Annotated in this window: 13 protein-coding genes; 3 read left to right on the top strand and 10 right to left on the bottom strand. The window is 46.7% G+C overall.

From position 1 onward, the window contains the following. Positions 1 to 51: 51 nt before the first annotated feature. Positions 52 to 1,488, bottom strand: a complete 1,437-nt coding sequence (locus tag BN3912_RS09095) for a sodium:solute symporter (protein WP_023983598.1) — start codon at positions 1,486 to 1,488, stop codon at positions 52 to 54. A 100-nt stretch (positions 1,489 to 1,588) separates the two neighbouring features. Here BN3912_RS09095 and BN3912_RS09090 point away from each other — a divergent pair, with 100 nt between their 5' ends. From BN3912_RS09090 to BN3912_RS09080, 3 genes are all read left to right on the top strand, one after another. Further along, positions 1,589 to 2,953, top strand: a complete 1,365-nt coding sequence (locus tag BN3912_RS09090; RefSeq protein WP_004369915.1) for a TrpB-like pyridoxal phosphate-dependent enzyme — start codon at positions 1,589 to 1,591, stop codon at positions 2,951 to 2,953. A 613-nt stretch (positions 2,954 to 3,566) separates the two neighbouring features. After that, positions 3,567 to 4,454 (top strand): YwqG family protein, encoded by an 888-nt coding sequence (locus BN3912_RS09085; protein ID WP_023983599.1) that lies wholly within the window; start codon positions 3,567 to 3,569, stop codon positions 4,452 to 4,454. 194 nt (positions 4,455 to 4,648) lie between these two features. Next, positions 4,649 to 7,093 (top strand): DUF2339 domain-containing protein, encoded by a 2,445-nt coding sequence (locus BN3912_RS09080; RefSeq protein WP_023983600.1) that lies wholly within the window; start codon positions 4,649 to 4,651, stop codon positions 7,091 to 7,093. A 189-nt stretch (positions 7,094 to 7,282) separates the two neighbouring features. On the opposite strand, the gene mfd is transcribed toward BN3912_RS09080, so the two are convergent. The 9 genes from mfd to BN3912_RS09035 all read right to left on the bottom strand — a co-directional run bounded on the left by mfd (position 7,283) and on the right by BN3912_RS09035 (position 17,554). Beyond that, a complete protein-coding gene (gene mfd, locus BN3912_RS09075) occupies positions 7,283 to 10,816 on the bottom strand; it encodes a transcription-repair coupling factor (RefSeq protein ID WP_023983601.1) in 3,534 nt (1,177 codons plus the stop codon). A gap of 108 nt (positions 10,817 to 10,924) precedes the next feature. Further along, complete coding sequence (locus BN3912_RS09070; protein ID WP_023983602.1) at positions 10,925 to 11,722, bottom strand: polyprenol monophosphomannose synthase; 798 nt, start codon at positions 11,720 to 11,722, stop codon at positions 10,925 to 10,927. 140 nt (positions 11,723 to 11,862) lie between these two features. After that, positions 11,863 to 12,621 (bottom strand): lysophospholipid acyltransferase family protein, encoded by a 759-nt coding sequence (locus tag BN3912_RS09065; RefSeq protein WP_023983603.1) that lies wholly within the window; start codon positions 12,619 to 12,621, stop codon positions 11,863 to 11,865. Next, positions 12,618 to 13,790: a metallophosphoesterase gene (locus BN3912_RS09060; protein WP_023983604.1), complete on the bottom strand. Its 1,173-nt coding sequence runs from the start codon at positions 13,788 to 13,790 to the stop codon at positions 12,618 to 12,620. Before BN3912_RS09060 ends, BN3912_RS09065 begins: the two co-directional genes overlap by 4 nt. After that, positions 13,787 to 14,599: a vitamin B12 dependent-methionine synthase activation domain-containing protein gene (locus tag BN3912_RS09055; protein WP_023983605.1), complete on the bottom strand. Its 813-nt coding sequence runs from the start codon at positions 14,597 to 14,599 to the stop codon at positions 13,787 to 13,789. Before BN3912_RS09055 ends, BN3912_RS09060 begins: the two co-directional genes overlap by 4 nt. Next, entirely contained in the window at positions 14,596 to 15,930 is a 1,335-nt protein-coding gene (locus BN3912_RS09050) for a dihydroorotase (protein WP_023983606.1), read from the bottom strand. Before BN3912_RS09050 ends, BN3912_RS09055 begins: the two co-directional genes overlap by 4 nt. A gap of 12 nt (positions 15,931 to 15,942) precedes the next feature. Beyond that, positions 15,943 to 16,710, bottom strand: a complete 768-nt coding sequence (locus tag BN3912_RS09045; protein ID WP_036859035.1) for a DUF4369 domain-containing protein — start codon at positions 16,708 to 16,710, stop codon at positions 15,943 to 15,945. 93 nt (positions 16,711 to 16,803) lie between these two features. Beyond that, positions 16,804 to 17,232 carry a C-type lectin-like domain-containing protein gene (locus tag BN3912_RS09040; RefSeq protein WP_036859207.1) on the bottom strand — a complete coding sequence of 143 codons (429 nt, stop codon included), beginning with the start codon at positions 17,230 to 17,232 and terminating at the stop codon, positions 16,804 to 16,806. Beyond that, positions 17,216 to 17,554: an FtsB family cell division protein gene (locus BN3912_RS09035; RefSeq protein ID WP_230204682.1), complete on the bottom strand. Its 339-nt coding sequence runs from the start codon at positions 17,552 to 17,554 to the stop codon at positions 17,216 to 17,218. Before BN3912_RS09035 ends, BN3912_RS09040 begins: the two co-directional genes overlap by 17 nt. Positions 17,555 to 17,589 lie beyond the last annotated feature (35 nt).

The raw sequence follows: 17,589 nt of genomic DNA, 5'->3' as shown, positions 1-17,589 counted from the left end.
ATCGTCCGCTTCGGGCCTTAAAACCTATACGCCAAGCACATCGGCACGGCATCATACCGCCCGTTGTGCTTGGCTTTTTCGTGTCAGGAACAGCCCTGCAAACGTCAGAAATCCGTTGAGCATCAGCAATTCATAGCCGAACTTGTAGCCCGTGAGCGCCGATGTAACCATGTCGATGGCATAACATATCAGCGGCGAAGCCACAGCTATGTAAGGTACAAGGCCATCATTCGCCTCATGTTTGGTCAACAATCCGAAAGCAAACAATCCGAGCAGCGGCCCGTAAGTATAGGAACACATAATATAAATGGCATCGATGACGCTTGTAGAATTAATCATTCTGAACAACAGAATGAAGAGAACGAAGACCAAGGCCATGCCTATATGCGCCCGTTTGCGCAGTTTTTCATCGTCTGCACGTTCGCACAAGTCCACACAATAGCTTGTTGTAAGCGCGGTAAGAGCCGAATCGGCGCTCGAAAACGATGCTGCCACGATGCCTATAGTAAAGAAGATAACCACGATGTTGCCCAACCTACCGGTGGCGGCAAACATAGGTAACAAATCATCTCCCTGCACAGAAAACGGAGCAACACCCTGCTTTTGCGCCAAAAGCACAAGCAAAACACCTAATACCATGAACAACAAATTGGCCGGAGCGAATGCAAAACCATAAGTACACATATCCTTTTGCGCCTCGCGGAGCGACTTGCAAGTGAGGTTTTTCTGCATCATATCCTGATCTAACCCCGTCATTACGATTACAATAAATATACCGCTGAAGAATTGTTTCCAGAAGTTTTGACGCGAAAACCAGTCGTCGAACACGAACATACGGCTGTACGACTGCGCTCTCACCGTATCTATAGCCTCGCCAAAACTCATTCCGAGCGCATCGATCACATGGAATATGATCAATATAAGTGCCGTAAACATGCAAAAGGTTTGAAAAGAATCCGTCCAAACAAGCGTTTTAATACCGCCTTTCCGCGTGTATAGCCATATCAGAGTTACCATGCCGACCACCGTAACGGGGAAAGGAACGCCGATACCATCGAACACAAAACGCTGTAGAATGATGCATACGATGTAGAAACGGGCTGCCGCACCCGTCATTTTCGATAGCAGAAAGAACGATGCACCCGTCTTGTACGACCGGTGTCCGAGCCTTTTCTGCAAATAAGAGTAAATGGTAGTAAGGTTGAGCCGATAATATACCGGCAACAGAAAGAACGCCACGGCGAAATAACCGAATATAAAACCGATGCAGGTCTGCATGTATGTCATGTCTGTTTTCAGTACCATGCCGGGTACAGATACGAAAGTAACGCCCGAAACAGACGCTCCAACCATGCCGAACGCCACCATATACCACGGTGAACGACGGTTCGCACGGTAAAAGGTATCATTGTTAGCCCTGCGAGAAGTTAGCTTACTGAATAACAACAGTAAGCAAAAATAAACCAAAACAGTAGTAATTATCACCATAACGGTTGCAAAAATAACAAAAATATACCGATTAATCTGCCGCCGTTAGAGTTTTTTCGTACCTTTGCAAGCAGGATTTATAACTTTAAAACCGATTAAAATGAGCAGACAAAAGAAATTCATACTGCAAGAAAACGAACTGCCTACGCAATGGTACAACATACAGGCAGACATGGTAAACAAGCCTTTACCGCCATTAAATCCTGCAACTCGCCAACCTCTTACGGCCGAAGACCTGTCTCACATCTTCAATGAAGAGTGCTCAAAACAAGAACTCGACACCGAACATGCATGGATCGACATCCCCGAAGAGGTGCTCGACAAGTACAAATACTACCGTTCAACGCCGCTCGTTCGCGCTTTTGCACTGGAAGAAGCACTGAATACGCCCGCTCACATCTACTTCAAGAACGAAAGCACCAACCCTTTAGGCTCGCATAAAATCAATTCAGCCATCCCGCAGTGCTACTATTGCAAGCGAGAAGGTACCACCAACGTAACCACAGAGACCGGTGCAGGCCAGTGGGGGGCGGCATTAAGCTACGCTGCAAGCGTATTCGGACTCTCCGCAGCCGTATATCAAGTAAAGATAAGCATGCAGCAAAAGCCTTACAGAAGCAGCATCATGCGCACTTTCGGGGCCGAGGTAACGGGCTCGCCCTCTATGTCTACCCGTGCCGGAAAGGATATTATAACCCGCGATCCCACGCATCCCGGCTCGCTCGGAACGGCCATTTCGGAGGCCATAGAGCTTGCCACAACCACGCCACACTGCAAATATACGCTCGGTTCCGTATTGAACCATGTGGCATTGCACCAAACCATAATCGGCTTAGAGGCCGAAAAACAAATGGAAATGGCAGGCGAATATCCCGACAAGGTAATAGCTTGTTTCGGCGGAGGCAGTAACTTCGGCGGCATTGCATTCCCCTTCATGCGCCACAATATATTAGATGGAAAGGCAACAGAATTCATTGCAGCAGAGCCGTCGAGCTGTCCTAAGCTCACCAGAGGCGTGTTTCAATACGACTTCGGCGACGAAGCAGGCTACACCCCCCTACTGCCTATGTACACGCTGGGGCACGACTTCAAGCCCGCGAACATCCATGCAGGCGGATTGCGTTATCATGGCGCCGGCGTTATCATTAGCCAATTAATCAAAGACAAGATGATGCATGGCGTCGATATTCCGCAACTCGAGACCTTTGAAGCAGGCATGCTCTTTGCCCGTACCGAGGGTATTATTCCCGCACCCGAAAGCTGTCATGCCATTGCAGCTACCATCCGTGAGGCGCAGAAGTGCAAAGAAGAGGGACAGGAAAAGGTGATACTGTTCAATCTCAGCGGACATGGCCTTATCGACATGACGGCCTACGACAACTATATCAACGGCGATCTGCGCAATTACACGCTGACCGACGATGACATACAAAAGAGTTTGAAGGACATTCCGCATATTCTATGAGGAGAAAGAAAGGAAGGAAGAACCTCCTCATCCCCCTTCCAAGGATGAAAAAGGAAAAAAGAAAGAGAAACAACCGATAGCTACATCGTAAGGACTTGGCTTGCCTAAGTCCTTATTTTATGCCCCCTATTTAAGCAAAGTTATACAAACGTTTTCCTTACACCATAGGTCTAAGCCACTTAAATAACACCTCCAACCGTCATAGAGCACCTGTCTAAAGAGTTTAAATGGCCCACTCGAAAACGTTATTTATAACATACTTGCAACCAACAGATTACCTGTACAAACGTAACATCTCACCTCCCCTCTTGAAAAGAGATGTATAATCCCTCTCTAACTCCCCCCTGTAGGGGGAGAATATAGTTTGAAAGAGGTTGAAAGAAGTGGTAGAGGAGGTCTCTTCCATATATTTCTATCACAAACGAAAACAGGCCATAAGCGCTTTTTTATTCCCAAGATTTTACAACATATCATTTTTATTACTATATTTGTAAGCGTAAATATCGGTGATACCGATAAGAAAGTGCAGACCTCTCTCATCCGGCTATTATACATAAGAGTACCTTTCTGTCTGCCCGCTATCACCTTTTAACGACTTTAAAAATAGGAAACCATGAAATTATTTTGGTTCGATAAGTTCTCGAAAAAGGCATCTTTGAAAAACAAGATGCACGCCATTGCCGATGAAATCAAAAGACGTACGGCCGTCGACTGCTACAAAATAACCGTAGATAAGAGCCGTATACCGACATTAACCGATAGCAAATTGGGAGGTTTGCCCTATTGGGACAACACGAAAGAATACCCCACAGACGAGGAAGGGCGCGGGATGTTCTTGCTCATACAAATCAACTTCGGGCAGATACCTACCCGCTCTATCCTGCCCGAACAAGGCATTTTGCAGGTGTTCTTATCCACTTCAAACAAGTATTACGGGGCAGATTTCGATTGTCCGGACGTACAGAAAGATTTTAAAGTGATATACCATGAGCACGTAGACAACAGCATTACGCCCGACAAGGTTTCGGCCTTGGGCTTTCCGGTGAACACTCAAGCAAACGTGGTTGAATATACTCCCTGCGATAAAGAGGTTGCCTTGAACATCAAGCCGGCACACATGAGCATGACGACAGACGACAAACGCTTCGTTACCGCGTTCGCACAAGCAGTGAAAGACCTGTATGGAGAGCAGATAGACACGCAGGATGAAGACGGAATAAGCATTATAAGCGAGTATTTCGGCGATGATGAAAAATGCACGGATTATTTCTTCGATGCCTTTTACAACGAGAGCCATCTGCTCTTGGGCTACCCCTCGTTTACGCAATACGATCCGCGCGAAGACCTTGAATATTACGACACACTGCTCTTGCAGCTCGTTTCAGACGATGCAGCCAATATGATGTGGGGCGATGCAGGTATCGGCAATTTCTTTATCAACAGTGAGACATTGCGCCGAAAAGACTTCTCTAAGGTACTTTATACGTGGGACTGCGGATAATATGCAGCACCGGCAACCATGATACAGCGCTGGTGTTGCCCCCTGATGCCTGCCCGTTATAATAGATATTCACAACGCAATGCTACGTTCTACGGTTGCTCATGCGCCTGCAGCAAGTACATTTTTCCGGACTGAAACATTGCCCGATACTTAAATAATCATTAATTTTGCAACCGAACATATAATTTATATTTATGGAATCTTTTATCGGCATATTCGTTCTTTTACTCTTCGGAGTGCCCCTTTTGTTGTGGCTTCGTCTTGAAAGTCGTTTTAACAAGATCATCGAGAGCTTGGAATTGTTGGATTACAGGCAACGAAAATTAAAGAAATTACTCGAAAATATGCAGAATAAAGAGACCGCAGAGCCTCGACAAGAAAAGCATCCGGAACCGACAATTGATGAGTCTAAGCCTGAAGAGAAGCCGACAGAAGCGGTTGTTCCCGTGGTTCAAGCAGAAGAAGTGCACGAGCCTGTAGTTAAAATACCCGTAACGCAAATTGCCGAAGAACACGCAGAAACAACGGAAGAGCTTGCACCTGTTAAAGAAGAATTACAGGAAAAGGCCGTTCTGCAAAGCATTGAGACACCGACAGAGGCAGAGCCTGCGATAGCCGAAAAGCCCGAGAATCCCGCATACAGCGAACCGCTATACGAAAAAGAAACCCGCAATTTCAATTACGAAAAGTTCATCGGCGAGAATCTTTTCGGCAAGATAGGCATCTTGGTCTTTATCATCGGCATAGGTTTCTTTGTGAAATACGCCATCGACAAAAACTGGATAAACGAGGTAGCCCGCACTGTTCTGGGCTTTGCAACGGGATGCGGCATGCTTATTCTGGCCGAACGTCTGCACAAACGCTACCGTGCATTCAGCTCGTTGCTGGCAGGCGGTGCCTTTGGAGTGTTCTATCTTACCGTTGCGATCGCCTTCCATTACTATCATCTGTTCTCTCAAACGTCGGCATTCGTTACGCTTATCTGCATCACGCTGTTCATGTCGGGCGTTTCTATCCTATACGACAGGAGCGAACTTGCCGTTACTGCGCTCGTCGGAGGGTTCATTGCGCCGTTCATTATCAGCACCGGAACGAGCGATATCGTTACGCTTTACACCTATATAAGTATTCTCAATCTCGGCATGTTCGCCCTCGCAATGTACAAAAAGTGGGGCGGTTTGCCCGTCATTGCGTTTGCATTCACTTATATTATCATAGGCCTGACGGTACTCAACGATGGAACCGCTAACCCCACACCGTCTCTGCCGGCACAGATGACGTGCTTCACAACGCTGTTTTTCCTGATATTCCAGCTACCCGTATTCTACATATTGAAGTCTGAGAGCACACCTCGGATGAACAAATGGCTTATGTGTGTGATTGTTGGCAATAGTTTTCTTTACTTTCTTTTCGGCAATTTTTTCGTACATGGCTTACTGTTCGATTTCGAAGCAGAGGCTCTTGTGAACCTTTTCATAGCAGCGGTAAACCTCGCGTTGTATCTGTATCTGCGCATCAAGCCCAATGTTTACGCCCCTTTGAACAGTGCTCTATTGGCCTTAACCATTACGTTCATCTCCATTACTCCGCCCGTTCTATTCCGCGGTTCCACTTTCCTAATCATCTGGGCAGCCGAGTCTGTGGTACTTTTATGGCTCTATATCAAGGCTAAGAGTAGGGTTTACGAGGTAGGGGCTATGGTAATGGCAGCCCTTACACTACTGTATTATTTCACTTCCGGTACATATGAGTACGGCTCGGCAGAAGGTACAACCGTACCACTGTTCCTGAATGCCGACTTTTCTACAAGTATCTTCGTAAGTCTGGCGATACTCGTATTTGCCATACTCATGCATCGCTTCAAGAATATCTTTACCGAGCAGAGCCACTTCCTCGTCTACACGCCTTATAATGCGATTATGTTCGGCGCGGGTATCTTTATCGCAATCAATGCATTTATCAACGAGTTCGGGGCCCGATTGAGTGGAGATACAGCTATTGCGGCCGACTTCTTAGCCACCTCCACGATATTTGCCGCGAGTACGGTAGCACTGCGTAACCGCTTTAAACTTGCCGATTTCAAGCAATGGTATGTTGCCATGGGCGGCTTTATCACATTGTTATATATGTATTGTATATGGCTGTTTCCTGAAAAAAGAGAATACACGCCGACTTTTCTGCTTTGGTTGACAACCGCCATTATCGTATTCAATCTGTGGTATATTGTACGCGGATTTTTGAAAATCGACTGGTATCGCAACGAATTATATGCCTATTTCTCTGTGCTTGCCACACTTGTATGGGTATCGGCAGCAAAGTTTTTGCTTCTTTCGCTCGGCTCCTACAGCTTCGGTGCAGGCTTCTCGTTGTCGTTAGGCACGGCGGCTTTCATCCTTATGTGTCTCGGCATGCGCATTCACAGCAAACCAATCCGCATCGTGAGTCTTGCGGAATTCGGCATCGTATTGGCAAAACTGGTGCTCATAGACGTATGGACGATGCAGGCGGTGGGCAAGATTATCGTCTTTATCAGTCTCGGAGTCATCCTCCTTACCTTGTCTTTTCTGTATCAGAAACTCAAGAATGTGCTCTTCGGAGAGGAGCCGGAAGAGAAAGAAGAACACCATAAAGACGTATGAAAAAGTACAGGAAAAATATTTAGAATGCGGAAGAAATGGCGCACGAGCCTACGGTTTCCTCATATACTCCCGTCTCCCGTGCGCCCAAGAGCCATTATCTTCCGCAACCGTGTGCCGCGGAAATGAAATACGCTTTTGCCTCCTTGTGTATCGACAGAACAACAAAAATCACGAGATGTACGCCCTTTATTATTTTTGTTCCATATCACGAAGCACACTGACGGCCTCTTCCACGCTCGTTACATCGTTCACATGCATAAGACGACGCCCTTTTGTTTCTTTCAAATCGCAGCGACGCGAATTTCTTGCAACGTAGTTCAATACTTTCTCGAAGGCCGTACTTCGATAATAAATGCTCTCGGTGTTGCTCACAAACTGCATGCTCATGCGCCCTTGGCGCAACATGATTTTCTCGCAACCCAAGCGTTTGCCTAACCTACGCAGGGCAACTACGTTCATCAGTTCTTCACCTTCGTGCGGTACATTGCCGAAACGATCGATCAATCTATGCCGATAAGCGTCGAGCTCCGTATCGTTTTCTATGTTGTCGAGTTCTCTGTAAAGCAACATCCGCTCACTGCTACCGGGCACATAAGTATCGGGAAAATACATATCAAGGTCGCTCTCTACGGCACAATCTTCTACGAAATTATCGCCCGTAAGTACTTTTCCCTGCGCTATCTCCTCGGCATACATGTCTTGGAATTCGTCGTTTTTCAACTCGGTTACCGCCTGATTTAATATTTTCTGATATGTTTCGTAACCCAAGTCTTCCATAAATCCGCTTTGTTCCGCACCAAGTAAATTGCCTGCACCGCGTATATCGAGGTCTTGCATGGCGAGATTGAAACCGCTGCCCAAGTCGGAGAACGTTTCAAGAGCCTCTAAACGGCGGCGGGCTTCGGGCGTGAGAACGCTCTTAGGCGGCGCAAGAAGATAACAAAAAGCCTTGCGATTAGAGCGTCCGACGCGCCCCCGCATCTGATGGAGATCACTTAAACCGAAACGATGTGCATCGTTTATGATAATTGTGTTGGCATTCGGAATATCGATACCGTTCTCTACAATTGTGGTAGAAAGCAATACGTCGTAATCATAGTTAATGAATCCCATGATTATACGTTCCAATTCATCGGGCGACATCTGCCCATGAGCGATGGCAATACGACAATCAGGCACATATTTATGAATAAGATAAGCTATTTCGGGCAGACTGCTGATGCGATCGCTCACAAAGAATACCTGCCCGTTACGGCTCATCTCGAAGTTGATGGCATCGGTAATAACCTCGTGACCATAGGTAGACAATTCGGTATGGATAGGATAACGATTGGGCGGAGGCGTGCGCATGATGCTCATATCGCGTGCCCCCATAAGCGAAAACTGCAACGTGCGCGGGATCGGAGTGGCCGACATGGTGAGCGTATCTACATTGCTTTGCAGCTTACGAAGTCTTTCTTTCGTGGATACGCCGAACTTCTGTTCCTCGTCGATGATAAGTAAACCGAGGTCATGCCATTTTACCGTCTTTCCTATGAGCTTATGAGTTCCCACGAGGATATCTATTTTTCCGGTTTCGAGATCGGCAAGTATCTGCTTTGTCTGCTTGGCACTGCGGGCACGGGAGAGGTAATCTACACGCACGGGAAAGTCTTTTAGCCGGTTGCGAAACGTTTGATAGTGCTGAAAGGCGAGTACTGTAGTGGGCACGAGTACGGCAACTTGCTTTCCATCACATGCCGCCTTGAAGGCCGCACGCACCGCTACTTCGGTCTTACCGAAACCTACATCGCCACATACAAGTCGATCCATCGGGCGTAAACTCTCCATGTCGGCCTTCACCTCCTGCGTTGCTTTCAGCTGATCTGGCGTATCTTCGTAAAGAAAACTTGCTTCCAGCTCATGTTGCATAAATGAATCGGCGCTGAATGCAAAGCCTTTTTCATGACGACGTTTGGCATATAACTTGATTAGATCGCGTGCTATATCCTTTATCCGCTTCTTTGTACGCTCTTTCAAACGTTCCCACGCGCCCGTACCGAGTGCAGATAAGCGTGGCGGTTCGCCTGTATCCTGTCGACGGTACTTGCTGATTTTGTATAAAGAGTGTATGCTCACGTCTACCTTGTCATTGTTCTGATAGATGATGCGGATAACTTCTTGATAACTGTTCCCACTTGGTACGCGCACCAACCCGCCGAACTTGCCGATACCGAAGTCCACATGAACGATATAATCGCCCGGTTCCATCTCTTGAAGTTCTTTCATTGTGAGCGCTATTTTGCCTGCCCGAGCACCGTCTGACTTAAGACTATACTTATGAAAGCGGTCGAATATTTGATGATCTGTAAAGAAGCATACGCGCAAATCATTGTCGATAAATCCCTCATGAAGCGCAACATCCCCCATTCCATCCAATGGAATGGAAACTTTAGCGGCCTCTTCCTGTTCCTCGGATTGCGGGGAAGAGGTGTTTGCATATATCTCTTGAGTAGAAAAATCGCTACCTTGAGGAAGAATACGGGAGGCTGCCAATATCTCTCTCAGCCTCTCCTGTTGCTTCCTGCTATCGGCTAAAATATAATTCTTATAACCGCGCAAGCGATAATCTTCTAATGTCTGTCTAAGGAGAGTAAAGTTTTTATGGAACAAAGGTTGTGCTGTTACGTGGAAATGCAGAACGGAGAATTGCGTGTATTTTGCCAAATTGTCTGACTGTATGGTATGTTCACCGGCATTAGGTCCGAACTCTACGATGCACAAATTCTCGACATCACTCATGAAACGGGTACCTGTACAAAGCGTACTCTCTGTACGCATATCACGCATAATCTGTGCCTGCTCCATTTCCGTAACTCCCTCTAAGCGCTCAGCCAGTGCTTGCGACGAAAATCCCTCGGCATAAATGCCTGCGATGGTATCGCGAATATAAGCGATATCTTTTGCCACAAGCAAAGCATCCTGTGGCATGAAACTGAGAAACGACACCTTATCGGAGACTAAAGCAGCAAGTTCCGGTACGATTTCTATTTCGTTCTTCTTATCTTTCGACAACTGGTCTTGCACCGTAAAGGTACGGATCGTGTCTATTTCATCACCGAAGAAGTCGATACGAAACGGCACCTCGCACGAAAAAGAATAAACATCGAGTATGCTTCCACGTAAGGCAAATTGCCCGGGTTCATATACATAATCTACTTCATTAAAGCCAAACTCACGCAGTTGTTTCTCTATTTGTATGACATCGATCGTTTGCCCGACCTGCAATTTCAGTATTCGTTCATCAAGTCTTTGCCTGCTTACAACAAGTTCTGCAAGCGCTTCAGGATAGGTAACTATATAAAGAGGAGCCTTTTCCTGCTCTTTATCTAAGGGAAAGGAGCTAATACGAGCAAGCACTTCGGTACGAAGTATTTCATTGGCAGCATCTCGCTGACCGTATTTTACGGCACGACGATACGAAGAAGGCAGAAAAAGCACCTGCTCTACATCCATCATCTGTACCAAATCATGGTAGAAATATCCGGCCTCATCAGCATCGTTGAGAACAAATACAACCGTCCGGTCAATCTGTTTTGCAATAGAAGCAAAAAACATAGGTGTAGCAGACGCCATTAGTCCCTGTAGGAAAATGTTTCTTACAGATTTATCTTCCAACAGCTTTTCAAATGCTCCTGCCTGTGGCAACGAAGCATAGAATTGTCGAATATGTTGCATATTCATAACGTCTTTCCCTTTCTCCCATCCAAAAAAGATAAATTCAACGGGACATACAGGAATTATGAAAATTGATAATACCTAATATTAGTTATAGAGCAATAGATAACAATATTATCTGCTTTCTTCCCTTTCCGAAGAAGATACAGAGGCCGGATTATCGGGAGAAATGATTGCCGGATATTTCCTCAACCATCCGTCTAACCGCAATCGCATTACACCGAAAAACGCTTCACCGAATATTCCACCGCTCATCTTACTTACGCCTTCGCGACGATTGACGAATATCACGGGCACTTCCTTTATCTTGAAACCGATCTTATACGCAGTGTATTTCATTTCTATTTGGAAACCATAACCCTTAAATCTGATTTCATCCAAAGGTATCGTCTGGAGCACCCTACGCTTATAGCACTTAAAACCGGCGGTAGTATCATGCACTTTAAAGCCCGTTACGAAGCGTACATATTTCGATGCGAAATAACTCATCAGCACGCGTCCTATAGGCCAATTCACCACATTCACCCCACTCACATAGCGAGAACCTATTGCAAGATCAAAGCCTTCATCATGGCATGCGGCGTACAAACGGGGCAAGTCGTTAGGATCATGACTAAAATCTGCATCCATTTCAAAGATATATTCGTACTCCCGTTCCAATGCCCAACGGAAGCCGGTAATATAAGCCGTGCCCAATCCCAATTTACCCTGACGCTCGATAATAAACAGTCTATCGGCAAATTCACTATCGATCAACCGGTGTACAATATGTGCCGTGCCGTCCGGACTGCCATCATCAATGACGAGAATATGAAAACATTTCTCCAACGAGAATACCGCACGGATGATCTTTTCTATATTCTCTTTTTCGTTATAAGTGGGAATAATTACGATACTGTCGCTCTGATTCATAGTCTATGCAGTTATAATATAATGTGCAAATTTACTGAAAAATTTTAATAACTATGGTCATTATCATGTCCATATTCCATAAGTTCATCTTTTCTCCGAGACCTTTATCTTCCTTATAAAATGCAGGAAAAGCCGAAACATCACTGATCCGGATTTTCTACAAAGCCCTGATATTCGGGTTCCAACCCGCTCATCACCGTACGGTAAGCCTCGTCCATAGTTTGTTTTTCGTATTCCAAGCCCTTACCTTTCGGGGGGATAGGCCGATGGATGGTAAGCCGCAGCGGATGCCAAACGGCCCATTTGCAGTCGCGAGTGCGCGGCATAACGTCGAAAGAGCCATTGATTGTGAGCGGTACAACGGGCAATTGCAGCTCATCGGCAAGCATGAAAGCGCCACGAAGGAATACTCCCATATGTCCGGAAAACGTGCGCGCGCCCTCCGGAAATACCACCAACGACATGCCGTCCTGCAATGTTTCGCGTGCCTTTGCATAGGTTTCCTTTATTTTACTGGGCCCGCGTTTGTCTACAAAGATATGGTGAGCAGCCTGACAGGCTACACCTACGAAAGGTACATTCTTGAGCGACCGCTTCATCATCCACTTGAAATTACGCCCCAAGAAACCGTATATCAGAAATATATCGAACGCCCCCTGATGGTTGGATACGAAAACATACGACTGATGTGGCTCAAGGTTTTCGCGTCCTTCTACCTTAACAGGCAGCAAGAGCACGCGAACGATGAGCCAAGACCACCATTTTCCCGGATAATATCCCCAGAAGTGTCCGTTCCCGAGCAGGCATCCGCACACCGTAACAATAGAGGTTATTACGGATGAAACGACAACTACGGGCAATACAACGCACAACTGATAAAGTCTGTAAAGGTATTTCATTTTGTTTTATGTAAGGTTATTACTGCGATTTCTGCCGAGGAACCGAGGCGGAAAGGTACAACTCCGCCTATTCCGGCAGTAACATAGAGATAACGATCGCCCTGCCTGTAAAGCCCATAGTCTTGCTTATATCTCAATTCCGTGGGGCGCCAACCGAAGATGCTTAGCTGTCCGGCATGGGTATGTCCGCACAGCGTGAGTTGTATATTACTCTGGGGCAGCACATGTCTGTCCCACGAAGAGGGATCGTGCTGCAGCAATATCTTGAACACCCCGGGCTCTTCGATGTCTCGAAGCGCCTTCCTAAGATCGGCTTTCTGCGGAAAAGGCGGTCTGCCGTCGTTCTCTGTGCCCACAACAACGATAGAATCTTTGCCGCGATGAATAGAAATGTGCTCATTCCGCAGCAACTTCCATCCCATTTGCCGTTGCCTGTTCACCATATCTTTTTCATTGGCATCCTTAATAGCCGCATCGGCTTTGATGTATTCGCTGTAGTCGTGGTTGCCCAAGACACTATACACACCGTCTTTGGCCTGCAGACTTGCCAGCGACCGAGCGTGCGGACGGAGCTCCGAGGGTTGTATGTTCTGCAGGTCGCCGGTAAAGAATATGGCGTCTGCCTTTTGCGCATTGATGCTGTCCACGTCGCGTTTAAGCAATGCAAAACGACTTCCGTAGAACGTACCCACATGGGCATCGGAGAATTGAACGATTTTATATCCATTGAAAGTGGCGGGCAAGTCTTTCATATAAATATCCACATGCCTTATTTCAAGGCGACTGAACCCGACTGTTGTGCCGTAAACATAAAGAACGGCAGCAATAATTCCCGCTGCCAGACCTACAAAACTGCCAACGTTTCTACGGCACCGACGGAGCCTGCAATACAGCAATCCTAACGATGAACACAGCGCGAAAACGGCTTTAGGAACGGCCCAAATGCCAATAAACAGCAGATATACGTCTATCCAAACGAGATCGTCGGGCACGAAATTACGCAGAGAAGCCAAACAAACGGTATACGCAACCATGCCGAAGCACTGCAGCCACCACAACAGGCGGCGCCACCATGCCGACTTCAGGCGGTATCCGAAATACCGAAGACCGATGTATAAATCGGGCAGCACGATCAACAATAGCAACAAAATGAATATCCTTGCAATCATCTTTTCAATAAACTACTTTGTAAAAAGCGCCGCATCAGCTCCATAGGAATACCTCGGCGACGGGCATAATCTACCAACTGGTCTTCTCCGATGCGCCCTAAATCGAAATATATTGCCTGCGGATGCGCAAACATAAAGCCCGAAACGCTGGCATGGGGCATCATCATACCGCTCTCAGTCAGCCGAATGCCGATCTTCTTCATGCCCAGCAGTTCCGATAGAATAAAGTTCAAACTCGTATCGGGCAACGAAGGATAGCCCACAGCCGGCCGTATGCCTTGATAATCCTCACGGTGTATCTGCTCCATCGTTAGCTTCTCGTGGGGCGAATAGCCCCAATAAGTCTTCCTAACCTGCTCGTGCATGCGCTCTGCAGTGCCTTCTGCCAGCCGATCAGCAAGCGTCTGCGAGAGCATCCGCTTAAAAGTATCGTCCTTATAATCTGTTTCCATGCCCGCATCTACCGTGGTTGCGAACACGCCGGCACGGTCTTTGATGCCCGAAGACAGCGGTCTTACAAAGTCTGTAAGGCACAGATTGGGCTGCGAGGAGTTTGCAGAATGCTGCTGACGCAGCATGGGTATTCTCACTCCACCGAGCATCAAATCGTCTCCATCGCTGTTGGCATCGAGAATATCGAATAGAGCATACGTATGAAAACGCCCTTTCCATTCGTTTAACATAGCCGTGGCATCGGCACGAAGTTTACGCTTTTCCTCCGCCGGCTTCCCGTTCAAGCCCCAAGCATGGTAGAAATAAAGCCAGTTGATGTAGGGTTCTATATCTGCAATCTCGTAAGTTATCTTCATCTGAAACTGATTTCTTCTCCCCTATATGCCTCGTCGAACTGGCCGTTATTGTATATAATGTGGCCGTTGCATATCGTGGTGAGAACTTTCCACCTGAAGCTATGCCCCATCAGGGGGCTCCACTTGCATTTATACATGATAGACCTATCCGTGACAGACCATGCTTCCGACGGCCTTAGAAGTACTATGTCGGCCTGATACCCCTTACGTATATATCCGCGGCCGCGTACTCTGAAGAGCGATGCGGGATGGTGGCACATCAGTTCTACCACGCGTTCGACGGTAAGCACGCCGCTATCTACGAGCTCCATCATGACCGGCAACGAGAACTGCACCATCGGCATACCCGAAGCAGACCTCGATGCACCGCCCCTTTTATCGGCAAGCAAGTGGGGTGCATGGTCGGTCCCCACGGTATAGATACGCCCGTCGGTCAGCGCAGAACGCAAAGCGTCGCGGTCGGCCGCGGTCTTTATCGCCGGATTGCACTTAATCAAGGTACCCAACTCCTTATAATCGTTATCGCTAAAGTATAGGTGCGCAATCACTGCCTCGCCCGTTATATTGGGATATTTGCCGAAGAAATCGAGCTCGCGTGCCGTAGACACGTGCGCCACATGGAGATGTGTGCCGAACGTATGCGCCAACTGCACGGCCAAACGGGTAGAGTTATAGCAAGCCTCTGCGGAACGTATCTGCGGATGAAGGGCAACCGGCGGATCATCTCCGTATCTCTGTTTCGCTTCGGTCATATTCCTGTCGATGATGGTCGTATCTTCGCAATGCGTCATAACGGGAAATTGCAGCGATGCACAGGCACTGAACACCTGTTCGAGTGCCTCTCTACGGTCTACAAGCATGTTTCCGGTAGACGATCCCATAAAGAGTTTGACACCCGGAATGCGGTGCCGATCCAATTGAGAGAACAGTTTTACGTTGCTATTCGTGGCGCCGAAAAAGAAACTATAGTTCACATGACTTTTACGCCGTGCCGTTTCGAACTTCTCGTTCAGAGCCTCTATCGTCGTTGTCTGCGGCACAGTATTCGGCATTTCGAAATATGTAGTAACGCCACCGTATGCGGCTGCGCGGCTTTCACTGTCGATGTCGGCCTTCTCGATGGCCCCCGGATCACGGAAGTGCACATGTTCATCGATGATACCGGGTAAAACAAAGCACCCCGTGGCATCTACTTCCTGTTCGTAGATGCCACGGGGAGTTGCGGCAGGTTCCGGAATATCGGCTATTTGACCGTCTTCTACGACTATCGAGGCATCGAATATTCTGCCCTCATTAACTATCTTTCCGCCTTTTATCAGAATATTGCTCATGCGACGGTCTTATCATTCTGAAGGTTTGGCAAGTTCGTTCGGAGTAGGTGCAGGCAATGGAACAGGCGGTGCGGTGGGCGCTTCTTTCATGCCGTTCATAATTTGTTCGTTCTCTTGAGCCTTCTGATAATAATCCTTCACATACGGATCGTTCTTGAAATTATCGGTGGCCTTGCTCATTATATCCTCGATCCACGGGGTAAGTTGCGGATATTTTTCGGTAATGGTTACCATAAAAAAGATACCCGGACCAAGCACATTATCGAAGTTTTCGGTTACAAAAGAAGTCACAAGATGGTCTTCTTGCTGGCTCAAACGCTCGGCTTCGGCACTGAGTTTGGCGGTAACAATATCCATGTTGCTGCCGTTCATAATTGCCTGATCGTGCTTGTGAACGAGTTCGGCCTCTTGATTTTTTAGCTGATTGTACCTGTTGAAGAATTTAAAAAGCTTATCATTGAGCGGCGTTCCGCTTACTGTTTGCTGTGTATTGTCTATCTTTATCGTTATATCTCCGCTCTCCAACACGAGCGGGAGCACGCTTTCATCGTCCATAAAAATATTGGCCATGCGCACCGAATCGAGGTTCCCCGAGAAATGGAACTGCCCATGAACCACGTCACACGAGTCGATATTCACGAAATCATTGTTCTTCAAAACTTTCAAGTATAACATCCTACCGTCTAAATTAGATACGTTTGAAGAACCTTGTATATTGTAAGAGTTCACACAAGAGGTGAAAGTCATCAGAGTTAAAAGTGCGTATAAGACTATTTTCATAAACAACTGTTCTTGTTCTTTATTCACAAAGATAACACGTATTGTTGGTGCTTTAAAATAAATTTATGCTATTTAAAGGTATTACCTGTACTTTTATAGTTTTTTTTCTTTTTGTAATTCCGTTCCTATTCGGTGGGTTGTATAGAGTTCTAAAATAGCTGCAACAAGCAGAAGCACCACCCATTTGTTATACACATAGGCAAGGTAATTTTGGTATCCGTTGCTTCCGGCATTCTGAAACAACGACAACAAAAAGTGATGTACGGTATCTATCATAAGAATACCCGATATCAGAAAGAAGATACTTGCTACTGCCTGTATGCGCTTCAGGCGCTTCACAACGAACGAATTTCCTTCGTATATCTGCATCGACTGCATCACCGAAAACATAATGGCGCCCAGTAGAAACAGCCAGCATACAATGTGTTGCTGCCACATCAGGGAAAAACAGCCGGCACCTATTACCATTAGAGCGCCGCCGGCAAGGAAGACCGTGCTTTGCAGTTTATTCAGTTGTCTCATTTTTTCGTTCATCAGGTTTCTTTTCATCAGTGCTTAAAACATAAATATCTTCATCGTCTGCCTTCATGAAATAGCGCTCACGGGCTATCTTTTCTATGGCTTTAGGATTGCGTTTCAGTTCTCGCAACTGTTTCGTATCAGCCTCGTTTTGCGAATTGTACTTCTTGATTTCCGATTTAAGATCATCTATTTGGAGCTCCAGTTCTATAAACTTACGGAAACTGTTGTCGTCAACTACACCGACAATCAAGATGCCTATCACACTCACTATGATATACTTATAGTGACAGAGCATACTCCATATTACATTCAGACGACTCATTTCCAAATAAATGTGACTGCAAAAGTAAGCAATTT

This window comes from Prevotella phocaeensis (assembly GCF_900065875.1).
Taxonomy (GTDB): domain Bacteria; phylum Bacteroidota; class Bacteroidia; order Bacteroidales; family Bacteroidaceae; genus Prevotella; species Prevotella phocaeensis.
This window is presented reverse-complemented; position numbering and strand designations above follow the sequence as displayed.

Coding starts and splice junctions, on each gene's coding strand:
- BN3912_RS09095 (WP_023983598.1), bottom strand. CDS start 1,488: ATGGTGATAATTACTACTGTTTTGGTTTATTTTTGCTTACTGTTGTTA.
- BN3912_RS09090 (WP_004369915.1), top strand. CDS start 1,589: ATGAGCAGACAAAAGAAATTCATACTGCAAGAAAACGAACTGCCTACG.
- BN3912_RS09085 (WP_023983599.1), top strand. CDS start 3,567: ATGAAATTATTTTGGTTCGATAAGTTCTCGAAAAAGGCATCTTTGAAA.
- BN3912_RS09080 (WP_023983600.1), top strand. CDS start 4,649: ATGGAATCTTTTATCGGCATATTCGTTCTTTTACTCTTCGGAGTGCCC.
- mfd (WP_023983601.1), bottom strand. CDS start 10,816: ATGAATATGCAACATATTCGACAATTCTATGCTTCGTTGCCACAGGCA.
- BN3912_RS09070 (WP_023983602.1), bottom strand. CDS start 11,722: ATGAATCAGAGCGACAGTATCGTAATTATTCCCACTTATAACGAAAAA.
- BN3912_RS09065 (WP_023983603.1), bottom strand. CDS start 12,621: ATGAAATACCTTTACAGACTTTATCAGTTGTGCGTTGTATTGCCCGTA.
- BN3912_RS09060 (WP_023983604.1), bottom strand. CDS start 13,790: ATGATTGCAAGGATATTCATTTTGTTGCTATTGTTGATCGTGCTGCCC.
- BN3912_RS09055 (WP_023983605.1), bottom strand. CDS start 14,599: ATGAAGATAACTTACGAGATTGCAGATATAGAACCCTACATCAACTGG.
- BN3912_RS09050 (WP_023983606.1), bottom strand. CDS start 15,930: ATGAGCAATATTCTGATAAAAGGCGGAAAGATAGTTAATGAGGGCAGA.
- BN3912_RS09045 (WP_036859035.1), bottom strand. CDS start 16,710: ATGAAAATAGTCTTATACGCACTTTTAACTCTGATGACTTTCACCTCT.
- BN3912_RS09040 (WP_036859207.1), bottom strand. CDS start 17,232: ATGAGACAACTGAATAAACTGCAAAGCACGGTCTTCCTTGCCGGCGGC.
- BN3912_RS09035 (WP_230204682.1), bottom strand. CDS start 17,554: ATGAGTCGTCTGAATGTAATATGGAGTATGCTCTGTCACTATAAGTAT.